Origin of the sequence: Neobacillus massiliamazoniensis (assembly GCF_001048695.1) — a bacterium.
GTDB classification, from domain to species: Bacteria; Bacillota; Bacilli; order Bacillales; family Cytobacillaceae; genus Neobacillus; species Neobacillus massiliamazoniensis.
Genome location: NZ_CVRB01000004.1, coordinates 316,291 through 337,889, shown reverse-complemented (window position 1 = coordinate 337,889; position 21,599 = coordinate 316,291). Strand labels below are relative to the sequence as shown.

Genomic DNA, 21,599 nt, shown 5'->3' with positions numbered 1-21,599 from the left:
ATGGAAGATCAATTAAAGGATTTTATGCGCTTTTTAATCGTTGAAAAAGGACTTTCCAATAATACCATATTGTCATATGAACGCGATTTAAAAAGCTATCTGCATTATTTGAAAAATGTCGAGTCTATTCACTCCTTAAATGAAGTACAGCGTATTCATATTGTCCATTTTCTTGCGTCATTAAAAGAACAGGGGAAATCGTCAAAAACCTTGGCAAGGCATGTGGCTTCTGTTCGTGCTTTTCATCAATTTTTATTAAGGGCTAAAGCAACTGACCATGATCCATCGGTTCACATTGAATCACCGAGGCTTGAGAGGTCGATACCAAAGGTTTTAAGCCTACAGGAAGTAGAAATACTTTTGGATTCGCCCAAATCCCATGATCATTATGGTTTAAGGGACAAGGCTATGCTCGAGCTCCTTTATGCAACAGGGATTCGTGTCAGTGAGTTAGTTAGCCTTGATTTAGATAACCTACATTTAGAAATGGGATTGATTCGGGTCATTGGAAAAGGGAATAAAGAGCGAATTATTCCACTAGGAAAAAAAGCTGCAGAATCGATAAAAAACTATTTAGAGCAAGGGAGACCCCATTTTGTATCTAAAAAGTATCGTGATGATGCTCTGTTCTTAAACCATCAGGGTAAACGCTTAACTCGTCAAGGGTTTTGGAAGATTTTAAAAAAGCTGGTGAAGGAAGCTGGAATTAAAAAAGAACTGACACCACATACACTTCGCCATTCTTTCGCTACCCATCTAGTAGAAAATGGTGCTGATCTTCGGGCGGTTCAGGAAATGCTTGGTCATGCGGATATTTCAACAACGCAAATGTATACAAATCTATCGAAAACAAGGTTAAAGGATGTCTATAGTAAATTTCATCCTCGAGCTTAATAGAATAATAGTATAAAGAAAAAGTTCAAAAAGCTGCCAAAAAATTTGGGGGCTTTTTTCTTGTATTTTTGAAAACAAATAGTAAAATATAGATGTCAGACTTCTGACGAATATTTATATTTTTTTAGATTAATTCATTAGGAACAGGGCAACCTATTTATGTCTATTTTTTGTAATCGTTACCATTAGATTGGGAGGAAAACTGAATGACTGTAACTACATATAAACGCGTATTTATTATCGTAATGGACTCGGTCGGTATCGGAGAAGCGCCTGATGCAGAAAAGTTTGGCGACAAGGGTGCCGATACTTACGGTCATATTGCTGAGAAAATGAATGGACTTAATATGCCGAATATGGCAAAACTAGGATTAAGTAATATTCGTGAAATAAAAGGGGTTCCAAAAGCTGGAAAACCATTAGCTTTTTATACTAAAATGCAGGAAGCATCAAACGGAAAAGATACGATGACTGGACATTGGGAGATTATGGGTTTAAACATTCAAACTCCTTTCCGTGTCTTCCCTGAAGGTTTTCCGGAAGAGCTTATTTCTGAATTAGAAAAACGAAGTGGAAGAAAGATTATCGGAAATAAACCTGCTAGTGGAACGGAAATTCTCGTTGAACTAGGAGAAGAGCATATGAAAACAGGTGCTCTCATTGTTTATACATCTGCAGATTCCGTTTTGCAAATTGCCGCACATGAAGAGATTGTTCCACTAGATGAGTTATATAAAATTTGTAAAATTGCCCGAGAGGTAACTCTTGATGAAAAATATATGGTAGGACGCGTTATTGCCCGTCCATTCTTAGGCGAACCAGGAAACTTTAAGCGGACTTCCAATCGCCATGACTATGCGTTAAAGCCATTTGATCGTACAGTCATGAGTGAATTAAAGGATTCTGGCTTTGATGTTATAGCTATTGGGAAAATATCCGACATTTATGACGGAGAAGGTGTAACGAAAGCATTAAGAACCGTCTCTAATATGGATGGTATGGATAAGCTTATTCAAACCCAAGACATGGACTTCACAGGAATCAGCTTCGTAAACTTAGTTGATTTCGATGCTCTTTACGGACACCGTCGTGATCCGATTGGATACGGAAAGGCCCTTGAAGAATATGATGCTCGTCTGCCTGAATTCTTTGCAAAAATGAAAGATGACGATTTATTAATGATTACAGCCGACCACGGTAATGACCCAATTGCACCTGGTACTGACCATACACGTGAATATGTACCATTGCTCGTTTACTCAAAGCAAATGCAAGAAGGTAAGGAACTACCTTTAAGAGAAACCTTTGCAGACCTTGGTGCAACAGTTGCTGAAAATTTCAATGTGAATATGCCTAAATATGGAAAAAGTTTCTTGAAGGATTTGTTATAATGAGAGGAGAATTTACAATGGATTTTGAAAAAATACAAAATGCTGCTTCGTTTTTAAAAGAAAAATATTCTAAAACCCCTAAACTAGGCCTCATCTTAGGCTCTGGACTAGGTGTTTTAGCGGATGAAATTGAGAATCCGGTAAAGATTCCTTACAATCAAATCCCTGATTTTCCTGTTTCAACGGTTGAAGGACATGCAGGACAGCTTGTCTTTGGTCTACTTAATGGAGTTGAAGTTGTTGCAATGCAAGGTCGCTTTCACTACTATGAAGGCTATAGCTTCGATAAAGTTACTTTTCCAGTTCGTGTTATGAAGGAATTAGGCGTTGATACGTTAATTGTTACCAATGCAGCCGGAGGGGTAAATGAAAGCTATGTACCTGGAGATTTAATGATTATTACTGATCATATTAATTTTACCGGTAATAACCCGTTAATTGGACCAAATGATTCTCGTCTCGGAGCTCGTTTCCCAGATATGTCCGAAGCGTATTCAAAAGATTTACGTTCTACTGCAAAAGAAATTGCCAGCCGCCTAAATATCGATGTTAAAGAAGGCGTTTATGTTGGATTTTCTGGCCCAACTTATGAAACACCGGCTGAAATTCGGATGGTGAGGACCTTGGGTGGTGATGCAGTTGGGATGTCAACTGTTGCAGAGGTTATCGTAGCCCAACATGGTGGTTTAAAGGTTCTTGGAATTTCTTGTATCACCAATATGGCAGCAGGCATTCTCGATCAGCCGTTGTCACATGTAGAAGTCATTGAAACAACTGAAAAAGTAAAAGCCAATTTCCTACGCTATATTAAGGAAATTGTTAAATCAATTGGATAAGTGGTGATATATGATGAGAATGGTTGATTTAATTGAGAAGAAAAGAGATGGGCACGAATTATCAACGGAAGAAATTAATTTTATTATCAATGGCTATACGGATGGCACCATTCCAGATTACCAAATTAGCGCCCTTACAATGGCGATCTTTTTTAAAGGGATGACGGAAAAAGAGCGCGCAGATTTAACAATGGCAATGGTGAAATCAGGCGATCAAATTGATTTATCACAAATCGAAGGGATCAAAGTAGACAAACACTCGACTGGTGGAGTAGGTGACACGACGACTCTTGTCCTTGGTCCGTTAGTAGCTGCAGTAGGTGTACCTGTTGCAAAAATGTCTGGACGTGGCTTGGGCCATACCGGTGGCACCATTGATAAACTTGAATCAGTCAAGGGCTTCCATGTTGAAATTGAAAATAATGAATTTATAGAATTAGTTAATAAAAATAAAATCGCTGTCATTGGACAGAGCGGAAACTTAACTCCTGCAGATAAGAAACTATATGCCTTAAGAGATGTTACGGCAACAGTAGACAGCATTCCTTTAATTGCAAGCTCAATTATGAGCAAGAAGATTGCTGCTGGTGCAGATGCGATTGTTCTTGATGTAAAAACGGGTGCTGGTGCGTTCATGAAGACACTCGAAGATTCCAAGGAATTGGCAAAGGCAATGGTTCGAATTGGTAATAATGTTGGCAGAAGAACGATGGCTGTCATATCGGATATGGGTCAACCGCTTGGATATGCGATTGGTAATGCACTTGAAGTGAAAGAAGCGATCGACACATTAAAAGGGGAAGGTCCAGAGGATTTAACAGAACTCTGTTTAACACTTGGAAGCCATATGGTATATTTGGCTAATAAGGCTTCTTCTCTTAAAGAGGCTCGAGCTATGCTTGAAAAAGCAATCAATGATGGTTCAGCTTTGGATAAATTAAAGGTATTCTTAAGCTCTCAAGGTGGGGATGCTTCTATTGTTGATGATCCTTCTAAATTACCACAAGCGAAATTCACGTTCGAACTTGAAGCGAAGGAAGACGGCTATGTAGCCGAAATCGTTGCGGATGAAGTTGGAACTGCAGCGATGATCTTAGGAGCAGGCCGGGCGACAAAGGAATCTGTTATTGATTTAGCAGTCGGTCTTGTTTTAAGAAAGAAAATTGGTGACCATGTGAAAAAAGGTGAGTCTTTAGTGACAATTTACAGTAATTTTGAGGATGTTGCTGAAGTAAAAGAAAAGCTTTATGAAAATATAAAAATTTCATCCGCCAAAGTGGATGCACCAATCCTTATTCATGGCGAAATAACTGAATAATAATTTAAGAAAGCCTGGGAACTGTCCCAGGCTTTTTTTATGTCTTCAGGCGGAAAAAGCTGTATAAAGTTGTTTAATTTGGAAAAAATGGAGATTATAAAGAATGGAGGGTTATGTGAATGAAACGATTTGTCTCTTTAATGATATTACTCTTTATGGTAACAAGCATTAGTCTTCCTTCCGCATTTGCTGAGGAAAAAACGACTACTGATCTTGTAGATAACGTTAGTTCAGCAATCTTAATTGAACGTGATACGGGTACAATTCTCTACGATAAAAATAGTAAGGAAGAGCTTCCACCTGCAAGTATGACCAAAATTATGACAATGCTATTAATCATGGAAGCCATTGATCAAGGGAAGCTTACTTGGAATGAAAAAGTCCGCACAAGTGAATATGCTGCTTCAATGGGGGGGTCACAAATATTTCTTGAACCAGGGGAAGAAATGACAACAAGAGAAATGTTAAAAGGAATTGCGATAGGTTCCGGAAATGATGCTTCTGTAGCAATGGCTGAGAGAATTGCCGGATCAGAGGAAGCGTTTGTCGACAAAATGAATGAAAAAGCAAAAGAACTAGGCTTAAAGCATACCCATTTTAAGAACACAACAGGATTGCCGGAAAAAGGTCACTATAGCTGTGCATACGATATGGCTATCATGGCAAAGGAACTTTTAAAATATGATGAAATTACAAAATTCACCGGAATGTATGAATCGTATTTACGCGAAAATACTGACAAAAAATTCTGGCTTGTTAACACAAATAAATTAGTGCGATTTTATCCTGGAGTAGATGGATTAAAAACGGGATTTACCGCTGAAGCAAAATACTGCTTGACTGCAACGGCCCAGAAGAACGGAATGCGTGTGATTGCAGTAGTATTTGGCGCTCCAACATCAAAAGAGAGAAATGCACAGGTCACGAAAATGCTAAACTATGCATTTAGCCAATACCAAACACATCCAATACTTAAGCGAAATCAAGTGATTGGCAGTGCTAAAGTAAGCAAAGGCAAAGAAAAGACCGTTCAAGTTGTCACGAGTGAGCATCTCTCATTGCTTACCAAAAAAGGTGAAAAGACTGAGGATGTAAAACAAAAGGTCATACTGAATAAGAATATAAATGCTCCTGTAAACAAGGGAGACCGCGTTGGTACGATTAAGCTAATTAAGAATGGAAAAGTAATCCTTGAAAGTCCATTAGTTGCAAATAAGGAAGTTAAAGAGGCAGGATGGTGGACCCTTTATAAACGTGCATTTGGCATGTTTACAAAAGCAGGTGAATAAGAAAAGCGGAAGCGCCTTGGTCAGGGGCGACTGGCATAAGACGAGCCGGCTTGAAGGTTGGTTTTTAACCTTCATGACGGAACGGCTTATGACCCCGAGCCCCTAGGCGCTGATGCTGGACAAAAGAAAAGCGGAAGGCACCATGATGTCGAATGCCAAAAATAAACACTTCTTTTAGCGAATCACGACTAGTTTTGTCCCTCCAGAAGGAAATTATCGTTTAAGAAGCGAATAGACTCACTATACCAGTTTAAGGAGGCTAGTGATAGTGAGTCTACACATTGAGTTGGAAATGATACAAGACGTTTTATGTATTCGCTTGAGTGGTGAATTGGATCATCATACAGCCGATCAACTCCGTGACCAGGTCACAAACATGATGGAGAAGAATAATGTTCTGCATATTGTCTTAAATCTTGAACATCTGCACTTTATGGATAGCTCTGGACTAGGAGTGATTTTAGGTAGATATAAACAAATCAAGCAAGTCCATGGTGAAATGGTTGTTTGTGCAATATCCCCAGCAATTGATAGATTATTCGACATGTCAGGTTTGTTTAAAATTATTAAAATAGAGCCGACAGAAGAATATGCATTGCAAAGATTGGGGGTAGCTTGAGATGAAGAATGTAATGAAGCTTCAGTTCAGCGCTTTAAGCCGAAATGAATCCTTTGCTCGTGTTACAGTAGCCGCATTTATTGCCCAGCTTGATCCGACATTGGATGAGCTGACAGAAATTAAAACCGTAGTATCAGAAGCTGTAACCAATGCAATCATACATGGTTATGAAAATGATCCTAGTGGAATTGTCTATATTGAGGTGTCTATTGAAGATCATTTAATTGAAATGTTAATTAAAGATGAGGGCTTGGGAATTGTAGATGTAGAGGAAGCTCGTCAGCCATTATTTACAACAAAACCGGATTTGGAGAGATCCGGAATGGGTTTTACCATCATGGAGAATTTCATGGATGAGGTAGAGGTTCTTACGCAGCCAGGTAGAGGCACCGAAGTGAGACTACGAAAGCATTTAAAAATGCACAAAATGCTTTGCAATTAAGGAGACTTGCCGATGGATGTGGAGGTCAAGAACGAAAAAAACCAACCGTTTTTAAAGGATCATGAGGTAAAGGAGCTTATTAAAAAGAGTCAAGAAGGAAGCCAAGAATCGAGGGATTTAATCGTTGAAAAAAATATGCGCCTCGTATGGTCAGTTGTCCAACGTTTTCTTAATCGGGGCTATGATCCCGATGATCTCTTTCAAATTGGCTGTATCGGACTGTTAAAATCTGTAGATAAGTTCGACCTTTCCTACGATGTAAAGTTTTCTACTTATGCTGTTCCGATGATAATAGGTGAAATTCAAAGATTTATCCGTGATGATGGAACGGTAAAGGTAAGCCGATCATTGAAAGAGATGGGGAACCGAATCCGAAAAGCAAAGGATGAATTATCGAAGACCTTTGGAAGGGTTCCAACTGTGGGAGAAATAGCTGAGCATCTTGGAGTCTCTTCAGAGGATGTTGTTCTCGCCCAGGAAGCAAGCCGGACACCCTCATCTATTCATGAAACCGTTTATGAAAACGATGGCGATCCGATTACGTTATTAGATCAGATTGATGACGGTAATGAAGGAAAATGGTTTGATAAAATCGCTTTAAAAGAAGCAATCCGTGAATTGGATGAGCGCGAAAGACTCATTGTCTATTTAAGATATTATAAAGACCAAACCCAATCTGAAGTAGCACTTCGGCTTGGTATTTCCCAAGTTCAGGTGTCAAGACTGGAAAAAAAGATTTTACAGCAAATGAAAGACCGAATGGATTTATAAATCCATTCGGTCTTTTTAATTTTTGGCTATGTTAAAGGTCATTGTTGATTTTTGAAACTATGTTGATTGGAGCGGAAGGAGCGAGACTCCTGCGGGAGTACGGGGCAGGGGAGACCCCACAGGCGCTTAAGCGCCGAGGAGGCTCCCCGGAACGCCCGCGGAAAGCGAAGCGCCTGGAGCGCAAATCAACAAGCAAGTTTAACACAGCCTTATTTCTAAACATTTGAAAACGATAAATTTATTGCACGAATTCATGAAAAGAATGAGTTTTACTCATACTAATTACACATGAAATCTAAGTATGGGGGAGAATGTTTTGGAAAAATCAATTTACATCCGAATGCGGAATCGTGTTCAAGCCCGTCCTAATCAAATAATTTTATTAAAAGATGTTGCCCAAATCATTGCTCCTGAAATCTGCTTGCCAACATTGCAAAATTTAAAAATTTATCATCTTTCACAAATGGATCGAAATATTGCCATTATTGATGTCATGAAAGTTATCCATCACATTACAGAGCTATTTGCTGAAATGGACATTCAAACCATAGGCCCGGCACAAACGATCATCGAAGTGATGGAAAAGAAAAAAAAAGTTTCTACAGTTTTTTTTCTTTTAATATGGTTTTTACTATTTTTTGGTTCGATGATGGCGATTATGAATTTTCATGACGATGTTAGTATGAAAAATGTTCATGAAAAAATTTACACGATTATTACTGGTAAGGTAGATCCAAAGCCACTGCTATTTCAAATTCCTTATTCACTAGGATTAGGGCTTGGAATGATTTTATTTTTTAATCATTTTTTTCAAAAACGTTTCAATGAAGAACCTAGTCCGCTAGAAGTAGAAATGTTTAATTATCAAATGGATTTAGATAATTATGTGATTATCCATGAAAATAAAGAAAGTATGAAAAATCTTGTTGACGATTAAAATTATCGCTGTCATGTTTCTAGGTTTTGCAAGCGGATTGGCCGTAGGCTCAGGATTTGTCGCATTCCTAACCGTTCTTGGGATCATTCCAAGACTAACGCAACTCACTAAAACAATGAAATTAATTCATCATTACGAGTGGACAGTCATCATAGGTGCACTTACGGGGGTCTGGGCAAGTTTGTGGGATCCAATTATAGGAATTTCAGCTTACTTTCTCATACCGCTTGGATTAACAGATGGTGTCTTTGTAGGGATGCTGGCTGCCGCTCTGACTGAGGTTTTGAATGTCATTCCCATTTTAGCAAAAAGGATTCATTTGGATGGTAAAATCATTATCTTAATCATGGCAATTGTCTTAGGAAAAATATGCGGATCGATTTTTCAATGGGTTTATTTTATTCATCATAGTTAAACCCATAAATGAAAGGACATCACAGTATGAGTACAAGGAGAAGCGTTATCTTAATCACGGATGGTGATGAGTACGCGAATAAGGCAGTCCAACAGGTAGCAAAGGAAATTGGCGGAAGGTGTATTTCTGCTTCCAAAGGGAATCCAACAAAAGTAACAGGACCTGAGTTGGTTCAATTGATTAAAAAAGCCCGTCATGATCCTGTACTTGTGATGTTTGATGACAGTGGGATTGTTGGAGAAGGTGCGGGAGAAAGTGCTTTGAAATATGTAGCCAACCATCAGGATATAGAGGTCTTGGGTATTATTGCAGTTGCAGCAAAATCAAGACATGAGGAATGGGCAAGGGTGGATGTTAGCATCGACTGTGAAGGGGAGTTAACTTCATATGGTGTAGATAAATTAGGTATACCTGAGATGGAAATTGGGAGAATAAATGGAGATACGGTTTACTGCCTCGATGAATTAGATGTCCCATTAATCGTTGGAATTGGTGATATTGGCAAAATGGCTAGACGAGACGACTATAAAATCGGATCGCCTGTTACGAAAAAAGCAGTAGAACTTATCCTCGAAAGGAGTGGTTTCCATGGTAATATCAGAGGATCAAAAATGGCCAATCCCCCAATCGGTAACTGAAATTGAACATTATATGAAGCAAAGGGTAGGGCTTGGAATTAGCTTTGATTTAAATCTACGAAAGTTAAAGATATTAAATACAGATGTCCATATCTATTCTGTCAGTGGCTTATGTGATACTCGATTTCTTATTGAACTGATTGAAGAGTTAGTGGAGATTAATGACCATGAAAAAAGGTCAGCAGATGTATTTAAAATCATTGAAAATCGGCTTGTCAATCAATCTGTTTTACCTATTTACACATTATCTGATCTGGTCACTTTCTTATTTTCTGGACAAACTGCAGTGGTAATTGATGGTGCAGATAGAGCATTTATCGTTGATGTAAGAAACTATCCTGGACGCACGCCGCAAGAGCCAGATACTGAAAAGGTAGTCCGCGGTGCACGTGACGGCTTTGTCGAAAATATCATAATGAATACAGCTTTAATTAGAAGGAGAATAAGAGACGAAAGACTTCGATTTGAATTGATCAGGGTTGGAAAACGTTCGAAAACAGATGTTGCAATAACCTATTTGGAAGATGTGGCAGACCCGGATTTATTAAATATTATCAGAAAAGAAATAAATGAAATAAATATTGATGGTATTCCAATGGCTGATAAAACGATTGAAGAGTTTATTATTAAACAAGGTTTTAACCCCTATCCGCGTATAAGGTATACTGAAAGAGCAGATGTGGCTGCTGCTCATATTTTAGAAGGTCACGTAATAATCGTTTGTGATACATCGCCAAGTGTAATCATAACGCCTGCTACTTTTTTTCATCATTTGCAGCACGCTGAAGAATTTCGGGAATCACCAGCGATGGGGACATTTGTCCGTTGGACTCGTTTTTTAGGTGTCTTTACGTCTATTTTCTTAACTCCTTTGTGGCTTTTGTTTGTATTAGAACCGTCTTTGTTACCTGAAAAGCTTTCCTTTATAGGGCCAAATGCACAAACCAATATACCAATCATAGTCCAACTATTTTTAGCGGATTTTGGAATTGAATTTTTAAGGATTGCGGCCATACATACCCCAAGCCCATTATCAACCGCCATGGGCTTAATCGCTGCTGTATTGATTGGGCAAATTGCGATCAGTGTCGGTCTATTCGTGCCTGAGGTTATCCTATATACGGCAGTTGCGGGGATTGGAACGTTTACCACGCCTAGTTATGAATTAAGCATAGCCAACAAAATTGCGAGATTATCATTAATGCTTTTGGTTTCTTTCTTTCACACAGCCGGTTTTGTTATTGGATCCACCTTATTTTTCATATTCCTTGTAAGTATGCGAGCATTAAATACGCCCTATTTTTGGCCATTTCTTCCTTTTGAACCAAAAGCGATCCTGCATATTATCTTTCGAAGAGCTATTCCTGGCTCGGTACTTAGACCGAGCATTGTTCATCCTCGTAATCGTTACCGTCAGAATCCTAAAGAATAAAAAAAGAAGTCGAAGCGCTCCAGTCCATACGGCGCTATACGGGCGTCTTGCGCTTTTCTTGTAGTTATGCTAAAGTAAATTTAATTTTTATAAAGATATAAATAGGCAGTTTCTTTAATGAATTCTGTCTATTTGTTTTTTAGTAAAGTACTGTACGGGGAGATGGAAGGGAATGTATACCTATGGATCGACTAGTATAAATAATAAAGGGAATCTGGCGATAGGCGATGTAGATACGATTGATTTAGCGAAGCAATTTGGAACCCCGCTATATGTCTACGATGTTGCTTTTATCAGAGAGCGGGCTAGAGGATTTAAGTTGGCTTTTGAAGATCAAAAGGTAAAATCTCAAGTTGCTTATGCTAGCAAAGCTTTTTCGGCAATTGCTATGATTCAATTAGCAGAAGAAGAAGGATTATCCCTTGACGTCGTCTCAGGCGGTGAATTGTATACAGCTATTAAAGCAGGCTTCCCCGTTGAACGAATTCATTTTCACGGAAATAATAAAAGCAAACAAGAATTGGAGATGGCAGTAGAGTCTGGGATAGGTTGCATTGTCATCGATAATTTTTATGAAATTGAACTTTTAAAAGCGATTTGCAGCGAAAAAAATGCAACGATCAATATATTATTAAGGGTTACACCTGGGGTTGAAGCCCATACACATGATTATATTTTAACAGGTCAAGAGGATTCAAAATTTGGTTTCGATTTACAGAATGGCCAAGCGGAAGAAGCATTAAGAACTGTTCTTGATGTTAAAAATTTTGTGGTATTGGGACTTCACTGCCATATTGGTTCACAAATTTTTGAAACGACGGGCGTTCTATTAGCCGCTAAAAAAATAATAGAGCAAATGCTGCATTGGAAAAATAAATATTCTTTTGAAGCAACAGTTTTAAACCTTGGTGGGGGCTTTGGAATCAGATATACAAAAGAAGATGAACCCATCTCCCCATACCAGTATGTAAGTGAGATGCTTAAAGAGGTTAAAAAATTGACGGAACAGCATTCCTTAAAACTTCCAGAAATTTGGATAGAACCGGGACGATCTCTTGTTGGGGATGCCGGAATCACCTTATATCAAGTTGGGTCGTCCAAAGAAGTACCTAGAGTAAGAAAATATTTAGCGGTAGATGGTGGTATGAGTGATAATATTAGGCCCGCTCTCTATCAAGCAAAATATGAAGCTGTCTTAGCAAATAAGCCGCTTGAGAAAGTAAAAGAAGTAGTCTCAATCGCAGGGAAATGCTGTGAATCAGGCGATATGTTGATTTGGGATTTGCCATTACCGGAAATTGATGATGAAGATATACTTGCTGTATTTTGTACAGGGGCTTACGGCTATTCTATGGCTAATAACTATAACCGTCTCCCCAGACCAGCAGTAGTTTTTGTGGAAAATGGGAAATCAACTCTTGTAGTTAAAAGGGAATCGTATGAGGATTTGATAAAGCTAGATCTGCCGCTTTATTAAGCTGCCATTTTTGTGGCAGCTTTATTTATAGGATAAGAAAGTATTAAATTTGACCTTGAGAATTGTCCAGCTCCAAAAGAGTAAGCTTCGAAAGCGATACCTCGCGCGCCGAAAAACGTGAGTTTTTCGGCGGAGCGCCTAGCCACTGTCGCTGCTCTTGCGCCACAGCTTATTCGAGGAAGTTAATGTTCAGCTAGTCGCATGCCTGCAAGGAAGATTATTCAACGATGCTGGCAGGCTGACAAAGGCGCTTGCGCTTTTCTAAATTATACTGATCAGAAGGAAAATGGCTTAATTTTGTTATTTAGTGTAAAATATAGATAAGGACAATCATTACCTGCTTTTGGAGGAAGATTTTGATGAAAAAGAGAAATGGGGCCTTATTTGGTATACTTGTGGGATTGTCCATTATCTGGGGGATTATTTATTGCTTTTTTTTTGCCACTAGACATTCGTAATATTTATCATTGCTGAATAAATGTTATTTATGTATGATGGTGTAAGTGAAACATAATTCATTTTACTACATAACATAAATAGAAGGATTGCTTTAAAAAATAGACGATTATTAAACCGTTAATTTTATGGGGTTATTTAATATAATGAGGGGTCTATTATGTTAATTCGTTATAAGAAAACATTTGAAAAAATCGCAATGGGTTTATTATCCTTTATGCCAAATGAGAAGGACTTAAAGAAACTGCAGGTAACCATGCGGGAATATGAAAATGATGAGAAGTGGCAGCTTTTTCTATGGAAGGAAGAAGATATTATCGGACTTCTCGGCGTTCTTAATCATGATGATCAGAATACATTAGAAATTCAGCATGTTTCTGTAAATCCTTCCCATCGTTTTCAAGGTGTTGGTAAAAGGATGGTAAAGGCTTTGCAAGAAATGTATCCCGGTAAAAAAATTATTGCAAATGATCATACAGCTTCATTTATCGAGAAATGTGATTTTTCTTAAGCTGTGATTGAAAAGGCAACGAATGAGTTATTTGTTGCCTTTTCTGAATTTTACTGCCCGATTTCGTTCCTCAATCACGCTCGTTCTATCTCTTACAAGATGCTTGTGAATGATGTCCATGTTCATAAGGTCACTTTCACTTCCCCGCTTTATTCCCATTTTACTGGCTGTCTTTTTACAAGCATCAATAAGACTTGAATCGTAAATGGGTAAATCAAAGTTATTATAGGCTATTTCCTTTTCCATCATATCTAATCGTTGTTGTAACAAGGACATCAACTGTTCTTGATTTAATCTTAATGATTTCAAGGATTTCTCCTGTAAGAGAAAGATTTTTATTGCTTTTTTTAATGTTCTCTTGGCACCATTAAAATTCGCTCTTCGGTGATGATAATTTGATACCGACAGTAGAATAAGACCAACCCATATTGAATCTTTATTACCGGGATCGTTTTTTTTCCAATACTCCTCAAGTATTTCATGGCACTCAAAATAATCTCGGTCACCATGAAAATGAACTAAATACTGAATATACTCATGCGGGTACAAGGAATCCCTCCATGTCATAATTTTTATGTATAGTTTAACATAATAGGATGATTGCTTGAAAAAAAAACTCTTTTATATAAAAGAGGATGTCCCTCAATGGTTTGACCCCTCGCTTAACAATATATAGTCGCATCATAAAAAAAGTTCAGCTATGAATTGTACATTGAGGGGTCTGACACTTTGTTTGGGACATCCTTTTTCATTTATGTCCAGTTCATGAAGAACTAGTACGCTTTTTAATTGGTAAATAAACTTATTTTACCAAATCCAAGCGGCACCAACAATAATCAACAAAATGAATAAAACTACGATTAACGCAAATCCGCCACCAAAGCCTACACCATCAGACATATTGAATACCTCCTATAAAATAATTGGTTTTTCTATGTCATCATATGTGGTGTAGTTGTCCATTGTTATGGGCCATCGTCATGATTTTCACCATCATGGTCGCAAACAGGTTGACTTTTCTATTGGATAAGTCTTTAGAATCCTCTATAATATTAATATTCATGTTAAAGAATAGGTGAAACTTTTAGGAATTTGGTGAAATTTAATGCCATATCAGGTAAAAATTGATGCATTTGAAGGACCTTTAGACTTACTTCTCCATTTAATTAATCGGCTTGAAATTGATATATATGATATTCCTGTAGCTCAGATTACAGAGCAATACTTAATGTATATAAAAACAATGAATGAACTAAAGCTCGATGTAGCTAGTGAATTTTTGGTAATGGCTGCAACCCTGCTTGCAATTAAGAGTAAGATGCTGTTACCTAAGCATGAAGAGATAGTAGATGAACAGGAAACTGACTTTACATTTGAGGAAGACCCGCGCGATGAGCTTGTTGAGCGCTTAATTGAATATCGAAAGTATAAGGAAGCAGCACTTGATCTGAAGACGCTTGAGGAGGAAAGGGGCTTATTATATACCAAGCCGCCCAGCGATCTCTCGGATTTTGCTAAAGAAAGACAGTCGGAAAGAACAGAACTGAATGTTTCTCTCTATGACATGCTAGCAGCATTTCAAAAATTAATGAGAAGAAAAAAACTGCAGCGGCCAATGGCGACGAAAATTACCCGACAAGAGGTATCCATTGAGAAAAGAATGTCTGAGATTATGGAATGCTTAAAACAGCAACATTTACGAGTGAACTTTCATGATTTATTCCCTTTACCTGCAAAGGAACATATTGTTGTGACATTCTTGGCTATTTTAGAACTGATTAAAAGAAAAGAGATTAATGTGGACCAACAAGAAAACTTCGGGGAGATTTTTGTTGCTGCTGCAGAGAAAGGAGTCCAGGTGGTTGAATCTTATTAATTGGAGTAGTATATTAGAAAGTCTTTTGTTTGCTGCAGGTGATGAAGGACTTTCATTAAAACAAATTGCAGAGGTTCTAGAAGTTGAGGAACACAAGGCAAATGAAATTGTCGAGGAACTAAGACAAGGGTATGACCAGGACAAAAAAAGAGGAATAAAGATTGTACTAATGGCAAATACTTATCAGTTGGCTACAAAGAAAGAAAATGCCATCTATTTAAAGAAACTTGTTGATTCCCCCAATACCTCTACCCTCTCACAGGCTGCTCTTGAAACACTAGCAATTATTGCTTACAAACAGCCGATTACTCGTACGGAAATAGAGGAAATTCGTGGTGTTAAGACTGAGCGGCCGCTGCAAACGCTAATGGCAAAAGCCCTTATTAAAGAGGTTGGTCGTGCAGAAGGAACAGGAAGAGCATATTTATATGGTACAACCAAAGAGTTTCTTGATTATTTTGGTCTAAAAAATATTGAAGAATTACCACAGCTCCCTGAAAAAGTGAATGAAGAATTTGTTCAAGAGGAAGCAGATTTATTTTTTGAAAAATTTCAGGAAACGATTAACTCCTAATCATACACCTCTTCATTCATATATATGCTAGAATAAAAGTACGTTTTTAAGAAATTTGTTCTTTATAACATTCTTTTGTTAGGTTATTTGACAGGCTAAGGAGCTGAATGAGATTGATTATTAGAGAATGCGTTGGATATGAATTGGAAAAAGAAAAATCGAATACCTCGGAAGATTTCTTTAATAGAAGTGAGGTTACTTTTACTGAAGAAGCTGAAGAAAGAACGCTTCATGTTTTGTATCTAAGGTATTTTGAAGAAATTCGCAGTGAATTTATGACTTCAGACCAAGATCCTATTTTTGTGCACGAAGGTAGGGATGTAAATTTTAAAGATGTTGTCGCCCTTATTTGTTTGTTAAAAAATCCTGATCTGCAACATCGGAAGCGCTTATATATTAATTCAAAGCAAGAATTTGCCGCTTATTTCCAAAATGTTGACTTTTCTAAATTACCTGAAGTCTTTATGTCTATAAAGCAAAGAAAAGGTTATGTAGTGAGTTCACCTCAAGATTTTATTTTGCAGCCAAATTAATTCCAATAGTTTGTAAAGGGGATGGGGTAATGGGGAATACATTAGTGGAGTCACAGCTTCGTGATGTGAAGGACTTTTTAAGGAAAACGATCAGTTCACTTGAATCATTTTTAAATGACACGACTGTTTCAAATTTAACTTTGGTAAATGAAGACGACCTTCCTTATTATAAGATTATTTTCTCTAATTTAAGAAGGCTGATCGTTTTTAGTGAAGAAGGGTTAGAGGCTTGTATGGTAATTTTACAGAATGACTCCTTCCAAAAAGCGGCGGCTGAAAAAACCCTTTACCGGATTTATCATCAATGCATTGAAGAGTTTTTTGCTCCGAAGAACGATGCCTGGTATGAGGATAGCAGGTCTGCCTATACAGGAAAGAATTCGATTAAATTTTATAAAAATGTCCCTGAAAGCCTTCTTCAACTCGTTAAGGGTTTAGAAGGGGATTTTCAGAGAATGAGAGAAGAACTTGAGTTTTATGAAACAGATTATCGAACAAAAATGATTCAATCAAAATAATTCATCCTTTTGGCTGCTCTATGGTTAGAGACTTTAACCTTTTGAGCGGCCTTTTCTTTTTCACTGTTTGTTCTTATTATGATGAGTCCCTCATACCATTTACTTGAGTGCTTTTTATCTAATGGCTGTGTTAAAGGTCATTGTTGATTTTTGAATCTATGTTGATTGGAGCGGAAGGCGCGAGATCCTCGAGAATGCTAACGCATTTCCTTCGTGCGGTGATGATTCATGGAAGCAGATTCAACGTCCTGCGGGAGTACGGGGCAGGGGAGACCCCACAGGCGCTTAAGCGCCGAGGAGGCTCCCCGGAACGCACGCGGATGCTCGCTTCTTGAGCGCAAATCAACAGGCGAGTTTAACACAGCCTATCTCATAAAAACAGTCCGGGAATGAGGGATATAATGGACCGCTTTAGTCAATATGTAAATGATTTGTTTAAATGGAATGAACAAATGAAACAATTTTTACAATCAGAAAAGGTTGGAGAAGACTCAGAGCTTTGGGAAAAGTTGGACGATTTTACCGAATTAATTGAAGGAACGAATCGAGAATTATCTAATGAAGAGCTTCTCAGTCTTCAAGCGAAAGCAGAAAATATTCATGAACAAATGGAATACTATTTTAATAGAAAACAAGAGGTTGGGGAAATTTGGGTAGTGGAGAGAGTGGTTTCCCCTGGTGGACACACCCTTCCTAAGCTTCCCTATCCCTATAATGCTTTAGAACCCTATATTTCAGAAGAAATCATGAGGCTACACCACCAAAAGCACCACCAAACCTATGTCGATGGGTTAAATAAGGCGGAGCAAAATCTGAAAATGGCTAGGGAGAAAAATGATTTTTCCCTTGTTAAGCATTGGTCTCGAGAGCTAGCTTTCCATGGATCAGGGCATTATCTTCACATGATATTTTGGAAAAACATGAGTCCCCACGGTGGAGGCAAACCTCAAGGGCTTCTAAAAAATGAAATAGATAGCTATTTTGGAAGCTTTGAAGCATTCAAAAGACACTTCTCTGAGGCTGCAAAACAAGTAGAAGGAGTTGGCTGGGCTTTGTTGGTTTGGTCGCCAAAAGCGAAACATTTAGAAATATTACAATCAGAAAGGCATATGCTGTTAACGCAATGGGATACCATTCCGCTTATGGTTCTGGATGTTTGGGAGCATGCCTACTATCTTCAGTACAAGAATAAGCGCGCTGATTACGTGGATAATTGGTGGAATATCGTGAATTGGCGTGATGTGGAAATTCGTTATGAGAAAGCAGCAGAAATAAGGTGGCCCGCTGTTTAGTTGAAAGGCAATCGACAAATTGTTGATTGCCTTTTTATATCTCTTTGAGTCATAACAATCCTTGTCCTGCATAAAATTTTATTATTAAAGTATGGGACGAGGTATAGATCAAATGAGAATGATTTGGAAGCTAGTCATATTTATTTGCCTAGTTACACTAACCGTTGCAGCCATTCCTCAAAAGGCGGGTGCTTCCGTTTCAGTTAGTGCACAAAGTGCTGTGCTAATAGAGCAGAAGACAGGCCGTGTCCTTTATGAGAAAGATGCTTATACAAAAAGAAGAATTGCGAGCATAACGAAAATCATGACTGCGATTCTTGCCGTTGAATCGGGAAAAATGAATCAATATGTGACAGTAAGTGAACGAGCAACACGAGCAGAAGGTTCATCGGTTTACCTAAAACCTGGTGAAAAAATCAAACTCAAAGAATTAGTTTATGGACTTATGTTAAGGTCGGGTAATGATGCAGCGGTAGCGATAGCCGAATATATTGGAGGAAGTGTGGATGGTTTTGCTTATTTAATGAATCAAAAGGCAAGAGAAATTGGAATGCTTAATTCTCATTTTACGAACCCTCACGGCTTGGATGACAGTAATAATCATTATTCAACTGCATATGATATGGCCCTTTTAATGCGTTATGCCATGCAAAATAAAACCTTTCAAGAAATTTCAGGGACGAAAGTTTATAAAGCACCAAATCCAACAGAAAATTGGGATCGTGTCTGGAAAAACAAAAATCGGTTACTTTCCAAATATAAATATTGCACTGGTGGGAAAACGGGGTTCACGAAATTGGCAAAAAGAACGCTTGTTACCACCGCCCAAAAAGGTGATATGTCACTAATTGCTGTTACGTTGAATGATTCAGATGATTGGAATGATCATATAGCCATGTATGAAAGTGGATTTAAGGGGTTTGATATGGCTGAGGTGGTGCCAAAGGGGGAAGTTGATATCGTGAATAATAAATATTACAAGAACCATTTGTTTTTAAAAAATTCAATCGTATACCCAGCCACAAGTGAGGAAATGAACTTATTTTCAGTTAAATATAAACTGGATCGGCCTGACCCCCAGGGAGATGATTCAAATAAGACGGAGAGAATCGTAGGAAAAGCCTCCGTGTACTTAGATGGAAAAGTCGTAGAGGAAGAGCCTATTTATTACTATAGAATTCCGGAGAAGAAGAAGGGTTTATTTGATTTTATAAAGGAAATATTTTTAACGGTTTTAGGTGTGAGATCAAATGGTTAATTATATCTGGGTGTTCTTGTTTGTAGTCGGAATTGTATTTGGGATGTTTAACGGGACAATGGAGGATGTAAACAAAGCTATCTTTGTGGGGGCGAAGGAAGCTGTAACGTTATGTATAGGCCTTATTAGTATCCTTGTTTTTTGGTTGGGGATGATGCGGATTGCGCAAGAATCGGGGCTTCTTGATCGGTTGTCAAAATTATTTCGTCCATTGGTAAAACGGTTATTTCCTGAAGTACCTGCTAGCCATCCTGCTATGGGGTATATGCTGTCAAATATGATTGCAAATATGTTTGGATTAGGTAATGCAGCGACCCCCCTTGGAATTAAAGCAATGGAAGAGTTAAAAAAATTAAATGGAGGAAAGAATTCGGCCAGCCGATCAATGGTTACTTTTTTAGCAATTAACACGGCAAGCATTACGATTATCCCGACAACGGTAATTGCTATTCGAATGAATTATAAATCTGTTTCCCCAACCGATATTGTTGTTCCGACATTAATCGCCACCCTTATTTCCGCAATTGGTGCTGTCATGATTGATCGCTATTTTTATTATCGAAGAAGCAGAAAAGGATGAATAAATATGGAGATCCTCTCAGCAATATCACTTTTATTTATTCCAGTATTAATAGGTTTTATCCTGCTATATGGGACATTTAAACAAGTTCAAACTTATGAAAGCTTTGTAGAAGGTGGAAAAGAAGGGATTAAAATCGCTGTTTCTATTATTCCCTTTTTAGTTGGAATGCTTGTGGCTATCTCTGTGTTTCGGGCTTCTGGTGCATTAGAAGCCATGGTGAACTGGATCCGACCGGCATTGAAATCAATCGGAATTCCGGCAGAAATTATCCCGTTAATTATTATTAGACCTATCTCAGGAACCGCAGCACTGGGTATGACAAGTGATTTAATCTCAGTGTACGGTCCTGATTCATTTATTGGCAGACTTGCTTCAGTATTACAAGGGAGTACTGATACGACCTTTTATGTATTAACCGTTTATTTCGGTGCGGTTGGAATTAAGAAAATGGGAGATGCCCTTAAGGTTGGTCTCCTTGCAGACGTAGTTGGAATTATCGCAGCCATAGTGGTAGTCGCCTTTTTTTTCGGTGCCAAATAGAATAGCATAAAGATAAGAGGATGTCCTAAAGGGTCTGACCTCTCGCATATCATACAATTTATAGTCGGTTTTTAAGCAATGTTTAGCTATAAATTGTAGGCCGAGGGGGTTAACACATTATTTTAGGTCAACCTCTTATTTTTTTCTGTTAACATGTGAATCCATGACTTTGAAAAGTGAAGGTTTTGTGTCATAATTCATTAGGATAGAATAATGTATTCGTTTCCTTATAAAAGGAATCATGAGGTGGAGAATTTTATGGAGAGATTACAAAAAATAATGGCCCAAGCGGGCGTTGCTTCAAGAAGAAAATCTGAAGAATTAATTCAAGCAGGTAAAGTAAAGGTAAACGGAAAAGTAGTGAAGGAGCTTGGAGTAAAGGTGTCTTCTTCCGATAAGATTGAAGTAAATGAAATTCAAATCGAAAGAGAAGAACCTGTGTATTTCCTTTTATATAAACCACGGGGAGTTATTTCAAGTGTTAATGATGATAAAGGGAGAAAAGTAGTGACTGATTTTTTTCAGGCATATAAAGAAAGAGTATACCCTGTTGGACGGCTTGATTATGACACGTCCGGACTCATCCTCTTAACAAACGATGGAGAATTTGCCAACCTATTAATGCATCCAAGCCGTGAAATTGAAAAAGTGTACGTTGCAAAAATTAAGGGCATTCCAACAAAAGAGAATCTAAAGAAGCTAGAAAAGGGGATTCGCTTAGAAGATGGGAAAACAGCACCAGCAAAAGTGAAAATGCTCTCATTCGATAAGAAAAAACAAACGACCATTGTTGAGTTGACTATTCACGAGGGCCGCAATCGTCAGGTTAGAAGAATGTTTGAGGCGATTGGACATGAAGTGGTGAAATTAAAGCGTGAGCGATATGGCATGTTAACACTGGGTGGATTAAAAGCTGGGGAGGCAAGAGAGCTAACACCTCATGAAGTAAAACAGATGAGGGTGCTGGCATTAGAATCTTCCTCAAAAAATTCATAAAAC

At 38.1% G+C, this 21,599-nt stretch carries 25 protein-coding genes; 23 read left to right on the top strand and 2 right to left on the bottom strand.

Annotation, left to right across the window (positions count from 1 at the left end):
* The 14 genes from xerD (at position 1) to BN1082_RS19450 (ending at position 13,426) form a co-directional block, all read left to right on the top strand.
* Positions 1-894 carry a site-specific tyrosine recombinase XerD gene (gene xerD, locus BN1082_RS19520; RefSeq protein WP_090637245.1) on the top strand — a complete coding sequence of 298 codons (894 nt, stop codon included), beginning with the start codon at positions 1-3 and terminating at the stop codon, positions 892-894.
* 206 nt (positions 895-1,100) lie between these two features.
* Entirely contained in the window at positions 1,101-2,285 is a 1,185-nt protein-coding gene (gene deoB, locus BN1082_RS19515) for a phosphopentomutase (protein ID WP_090637243.1), read from the top strand.
* Positions 2,286-2,302: 17 nt separating this feature from the next.
* The gene (locus BN1082_RS19510) at positions 2,303-3,121 is read left to right on the top strand and encodes a purine-nucleoside phosphorylase (protein WP_090637241.1); all 819 of its coding nucleotides are present in this window, start codon (positions 2,303-2,305) and stop codon (positions 3,119-3,121) included.
* 13 nt (positions 3,122-3,134) lie between these two features.
* Positions 3,135-4,439 (top strand): pyrimidine-nucleoside phosphorylase, encoded by a 1,305-nt coding sequence (locus BN1082_RS19505; protein ID WP_090638437.1) that lies wholly within the window; start codon positions 3,135-3,137, stop codon positions 4,437-4,439.
* A 119-nt stretch (positions 4,440-4,558) separates the two neighbouring features.
* On the top strand, positions 4,559-5,728 hold the full coding sequence (locus BN1082_RS19500; protein ID WP_090637238.1) for a D-alanyl-D-alanine carboxypeptidase family protein: 1,170 nt from the start codon (positions 4,559-4,561) through the stop codon (positions 5,726-5,728).
* 268 nt (positions 5,729-5,996) lie between these two features.
* Positions 5,997-6,347, top strand: a complete 351-nt coding sequence (gene spoIIAA / locus BN1082_RS19490) for an anti-sigma F factor antagonist (protein ID WP_090637234.1) — start codon at positions 5,997-5,999, stop codon at positions 6,345-6,347.
* Position 6,348: 1 nt separating this feature from the next.
* Positions 6,349-6,789 carry an anti-sigma F factor gene (spoIIAB, locus tag BN1082_RS19485; protein WP_090637232.1) on the top strand — a complete coding sequence of 147 codons (441 nt, stop codon included), beginning with the start codon at positions 6,349-6,351 and terminating at the stop codon, positions 6,787-6,789.
* 12 nt (positions 6,790-6,801) lie between these two features.
* A complete protein-coding gene (gene sigF / locus BN1082_RS19480) occupies positions 6,802-7,560 on the top strand; it encodes an RNA polymerase sporulation sigma factor SigF (protein WP_090637230.1) in 759 nt (252 codons plus the stop codon).
* A 316-nt stretch (positions 7,561-7,876) separates the two neighbouring features.
* Positions 7,877-8,497, top strand: coding sequence for a stage V sporulation protein AA (locus tag BN1082_RS19475; protein ID WP_090637228.1), 621 nt, complete (start codon positions 7,877-7,879; stop codon positions 8,495-8,497).
* Positions 8,487-8,912, top strand: a complete 426-nt coding sequence (locus tag BN1082_RS19470; RefSeq protein ID WP_090637226.1) for a stage V sporulation protein AB — start codon at positions 8,487-8,489, stop codon at positions 8,910-8,912. Before BN1082_RS19475 ends, BN1082_RS19470 begins: the two co-directional genes overlap by 11 nt.
* 26 nt (positions 8,913-8,938) lie before the next feature.
* Positions 8,939-9,550 carry a stage V sporulation protein SpoVABEA gene (spoVAEA, locus tag BN1082_RS19465; protein WP_090637224.1) on the top strand — a complete coding sequence of 204 codons (612 nt, stop codon included), beginning with the start codon at positions 8,939-8,941 and terminating at the stop codon, positions 9,548-9,550.
* Positions 9,501-10,982 (top strand): spore germination protein, encoded by a 1,482-nt coding sequence (locus tag BN1082_RS19460; RefSeq protein ID WP_090637222.1) that lies wholly within the window; start codon positions 9,501-9,503, stop codon positions 10,980-10,982. The genes spoVAEA and BN1082_RS19460 overlap by 50 nt, the downstream gene beginning before the upstream one ends.
* A gap of 172 nt (positions 10,983-11,154) precedes the next feature.
* The gene (gene lysA / locus BN1082_RS19455; protein WP_090637220.1) at positions 11,155-12,459 is read left to right on the top strand and encodes a diaminopimelate decarboxylase; all 1,305 of its coding nucleotides are present in this window, start codon (positions 11,155-11,157) and stop codon (positions 12,457-12,459) included.
* A 616-nt stretch (positions 12,460-13,075) separates the two neighbouring features.
* Positions 13,076-13,426, top strand: coding sequence for a GNAT family N-acetyltransferase (locus tag BN1082_RS19450; RefSeq protein ID WP_090637218.1), 351 nt, complete (start codon positions 13,076-13,078; stop codon positions 13,424-13,426).
* A gap of 27 nt (positions 13,427-13,453) precedes the next feature.
* Here BN1082_RS19450 and BN1082_RS19445 read toward each other — a convergent pair whose 3' ends face one another.
* Both BN1082_RS19445 and BN1082_RS19440 read right to left on the bottom strand, forming a co-directional pair.
* Complete coding sequence (locus tag BN1082_RS19445; protein WP_090637216.1) at positions 13,454-13,975, bottom strand: DUF309 domain-containing protein; 522 nt, start codon at positions 13,973-13,975, stop codon at positions 13,454-13,456.
* Positions 13,976-14,233: 258 nt separating this feature from the next.
* Positions 14,234-14,326 carry a YjcZ family sporulation protein gene (locus tag BN1082_RS19440; RefSeq protein ID WP_090637214.1) on the bottom strand — a complete coding sequence of 31 codons (93 nt, stop codon included), beginning with the start codon at positions 14,324-14,326 and terminating at the stop codon, positions 14,234-14,236.
* A gap of 205 nt (positions 14,327-14,531) precedes the next feature.
* On the opposite strand from BN1082_RS19440, the gene BN1082_RS19435 reads away from it, so the two are divergent.
* The 9 genes from BN1082_RS19435 (at position 14,532) to rluB (ending at position 21,596) form a co-directional block, all read left to right on the top strand.
* A complete protein-coding gene (locus BN1082_RS19435; RefSeq protein WP_090637212.1) occupies positions 14,532-15,302 on the top strand; it encodes a segregation/condensation protein A in 771 nt (256 codons plus the stop codon).
* The gene (gene scpB / locus BN1082_RS19430; RefSeq protein WP_090637210.1) at positions 15,289-15,876 is read left to right on the top strand and encodes an SMC-Scp complex subunit ScpB; all 588 of its coding nucleotides are present in this window, start codon (positions 15,289-15,291) and stop codon (positions 15,874-15,876) included. The genes BN1082_RS19435 and scpB overlap by 14 nt, the downstream gene beginning before the upstream one ends.
* A gap of 113 nt (positions 15,877-15,989) precedes the next feature.
* Positions 15,990-16,409: a hypothetical protein gene (locus BN1082_RS19425; protein ID WP_425412184.1), complete on the top strand. Its 420-nt coding sequence runs from the start codon at positions 15,990-15,992 to the stop codon at positions 16,407-16,409.
* Between the two features lie 29 nt (positions 16,410-16,438).
* Entirely contained in the window at positions 16,439-16,927 is a 489-nt protein-coding gene (locus BN1082_RS19420; protein ID WP_090637206.1) for a YpuI family protein, read from the top strand.
* Between the two features lie 401 nt (positions 16,928-17,328).
* Positions 17,329-18,219, top strand: coding sequence for a superoxide dismutase (locus BN1082_RS19415; protein WP_090637204.1), 891 nt, complete (start codon positions 17,329-17,331; stop codon positions 18,217-18,219).
* A 112-nt stretch (positions 18,220-18,331) separates the two neighbouring features.
* Positions 18,332-19,477 carry a D-alanyl-D-alanine carboxypeptidase family protein gene (locus tag BN1082_RS19410; RefSeq protein WP_090637202.1) on the top strand — a complete coding sequence of 382 codons (1,146 nt, stop codon included), beginning with the start codon at positions 18,332-18,334 and terminating at the stop codon, positions 19,475-19,477.
* Positions 19,470-20,057 (top strand): nucleoside recognition domain-containing protein, encoded by a 588-nt coding sequence (locus BN1082_RS19405; protein ID WP_090637200.1) that lies wholly within the window; start codon positions 19,470-19,472, stop codon positions 20,055-20,057. Before BN1082_RS19410 ends, BN1082_RS19405 begins: the two co-directional genes overlap by 8 nt.
* A 6-nt stretch (positions 20,058-20,063) precedes the next feature.
* Positions 20,064-20,600 carry a spore maturation protein gene (locus tag BN1082_RS19400; RefSeq protein WP_090637198.1) on the top strand — a complete coding sequence of 179 codons (537 nt, stop codon included), beginning with the start codon at positions 20,064-20,066 and terminating at the stop codon, positions 20,598-20,600.
* 258 nt (positions 20,601-20,858) lie between these two features.
* Positions 20,859-21,596 carry a 23S rRNA pseudouridine(2605) synthase RluB gene (gene rluB, locus BN1082_RS19395; protein ID WP_090637196.1) on the top strand — a complete coding sequence of 246 codons (738 nt, stop codon included), beginning with the start codon at positions 20,859-20,861 and terminating at the stop codon, positions 21,594-21,596.
* Positions 21,597-21,599: the final 3 nt, after the last annotated feature.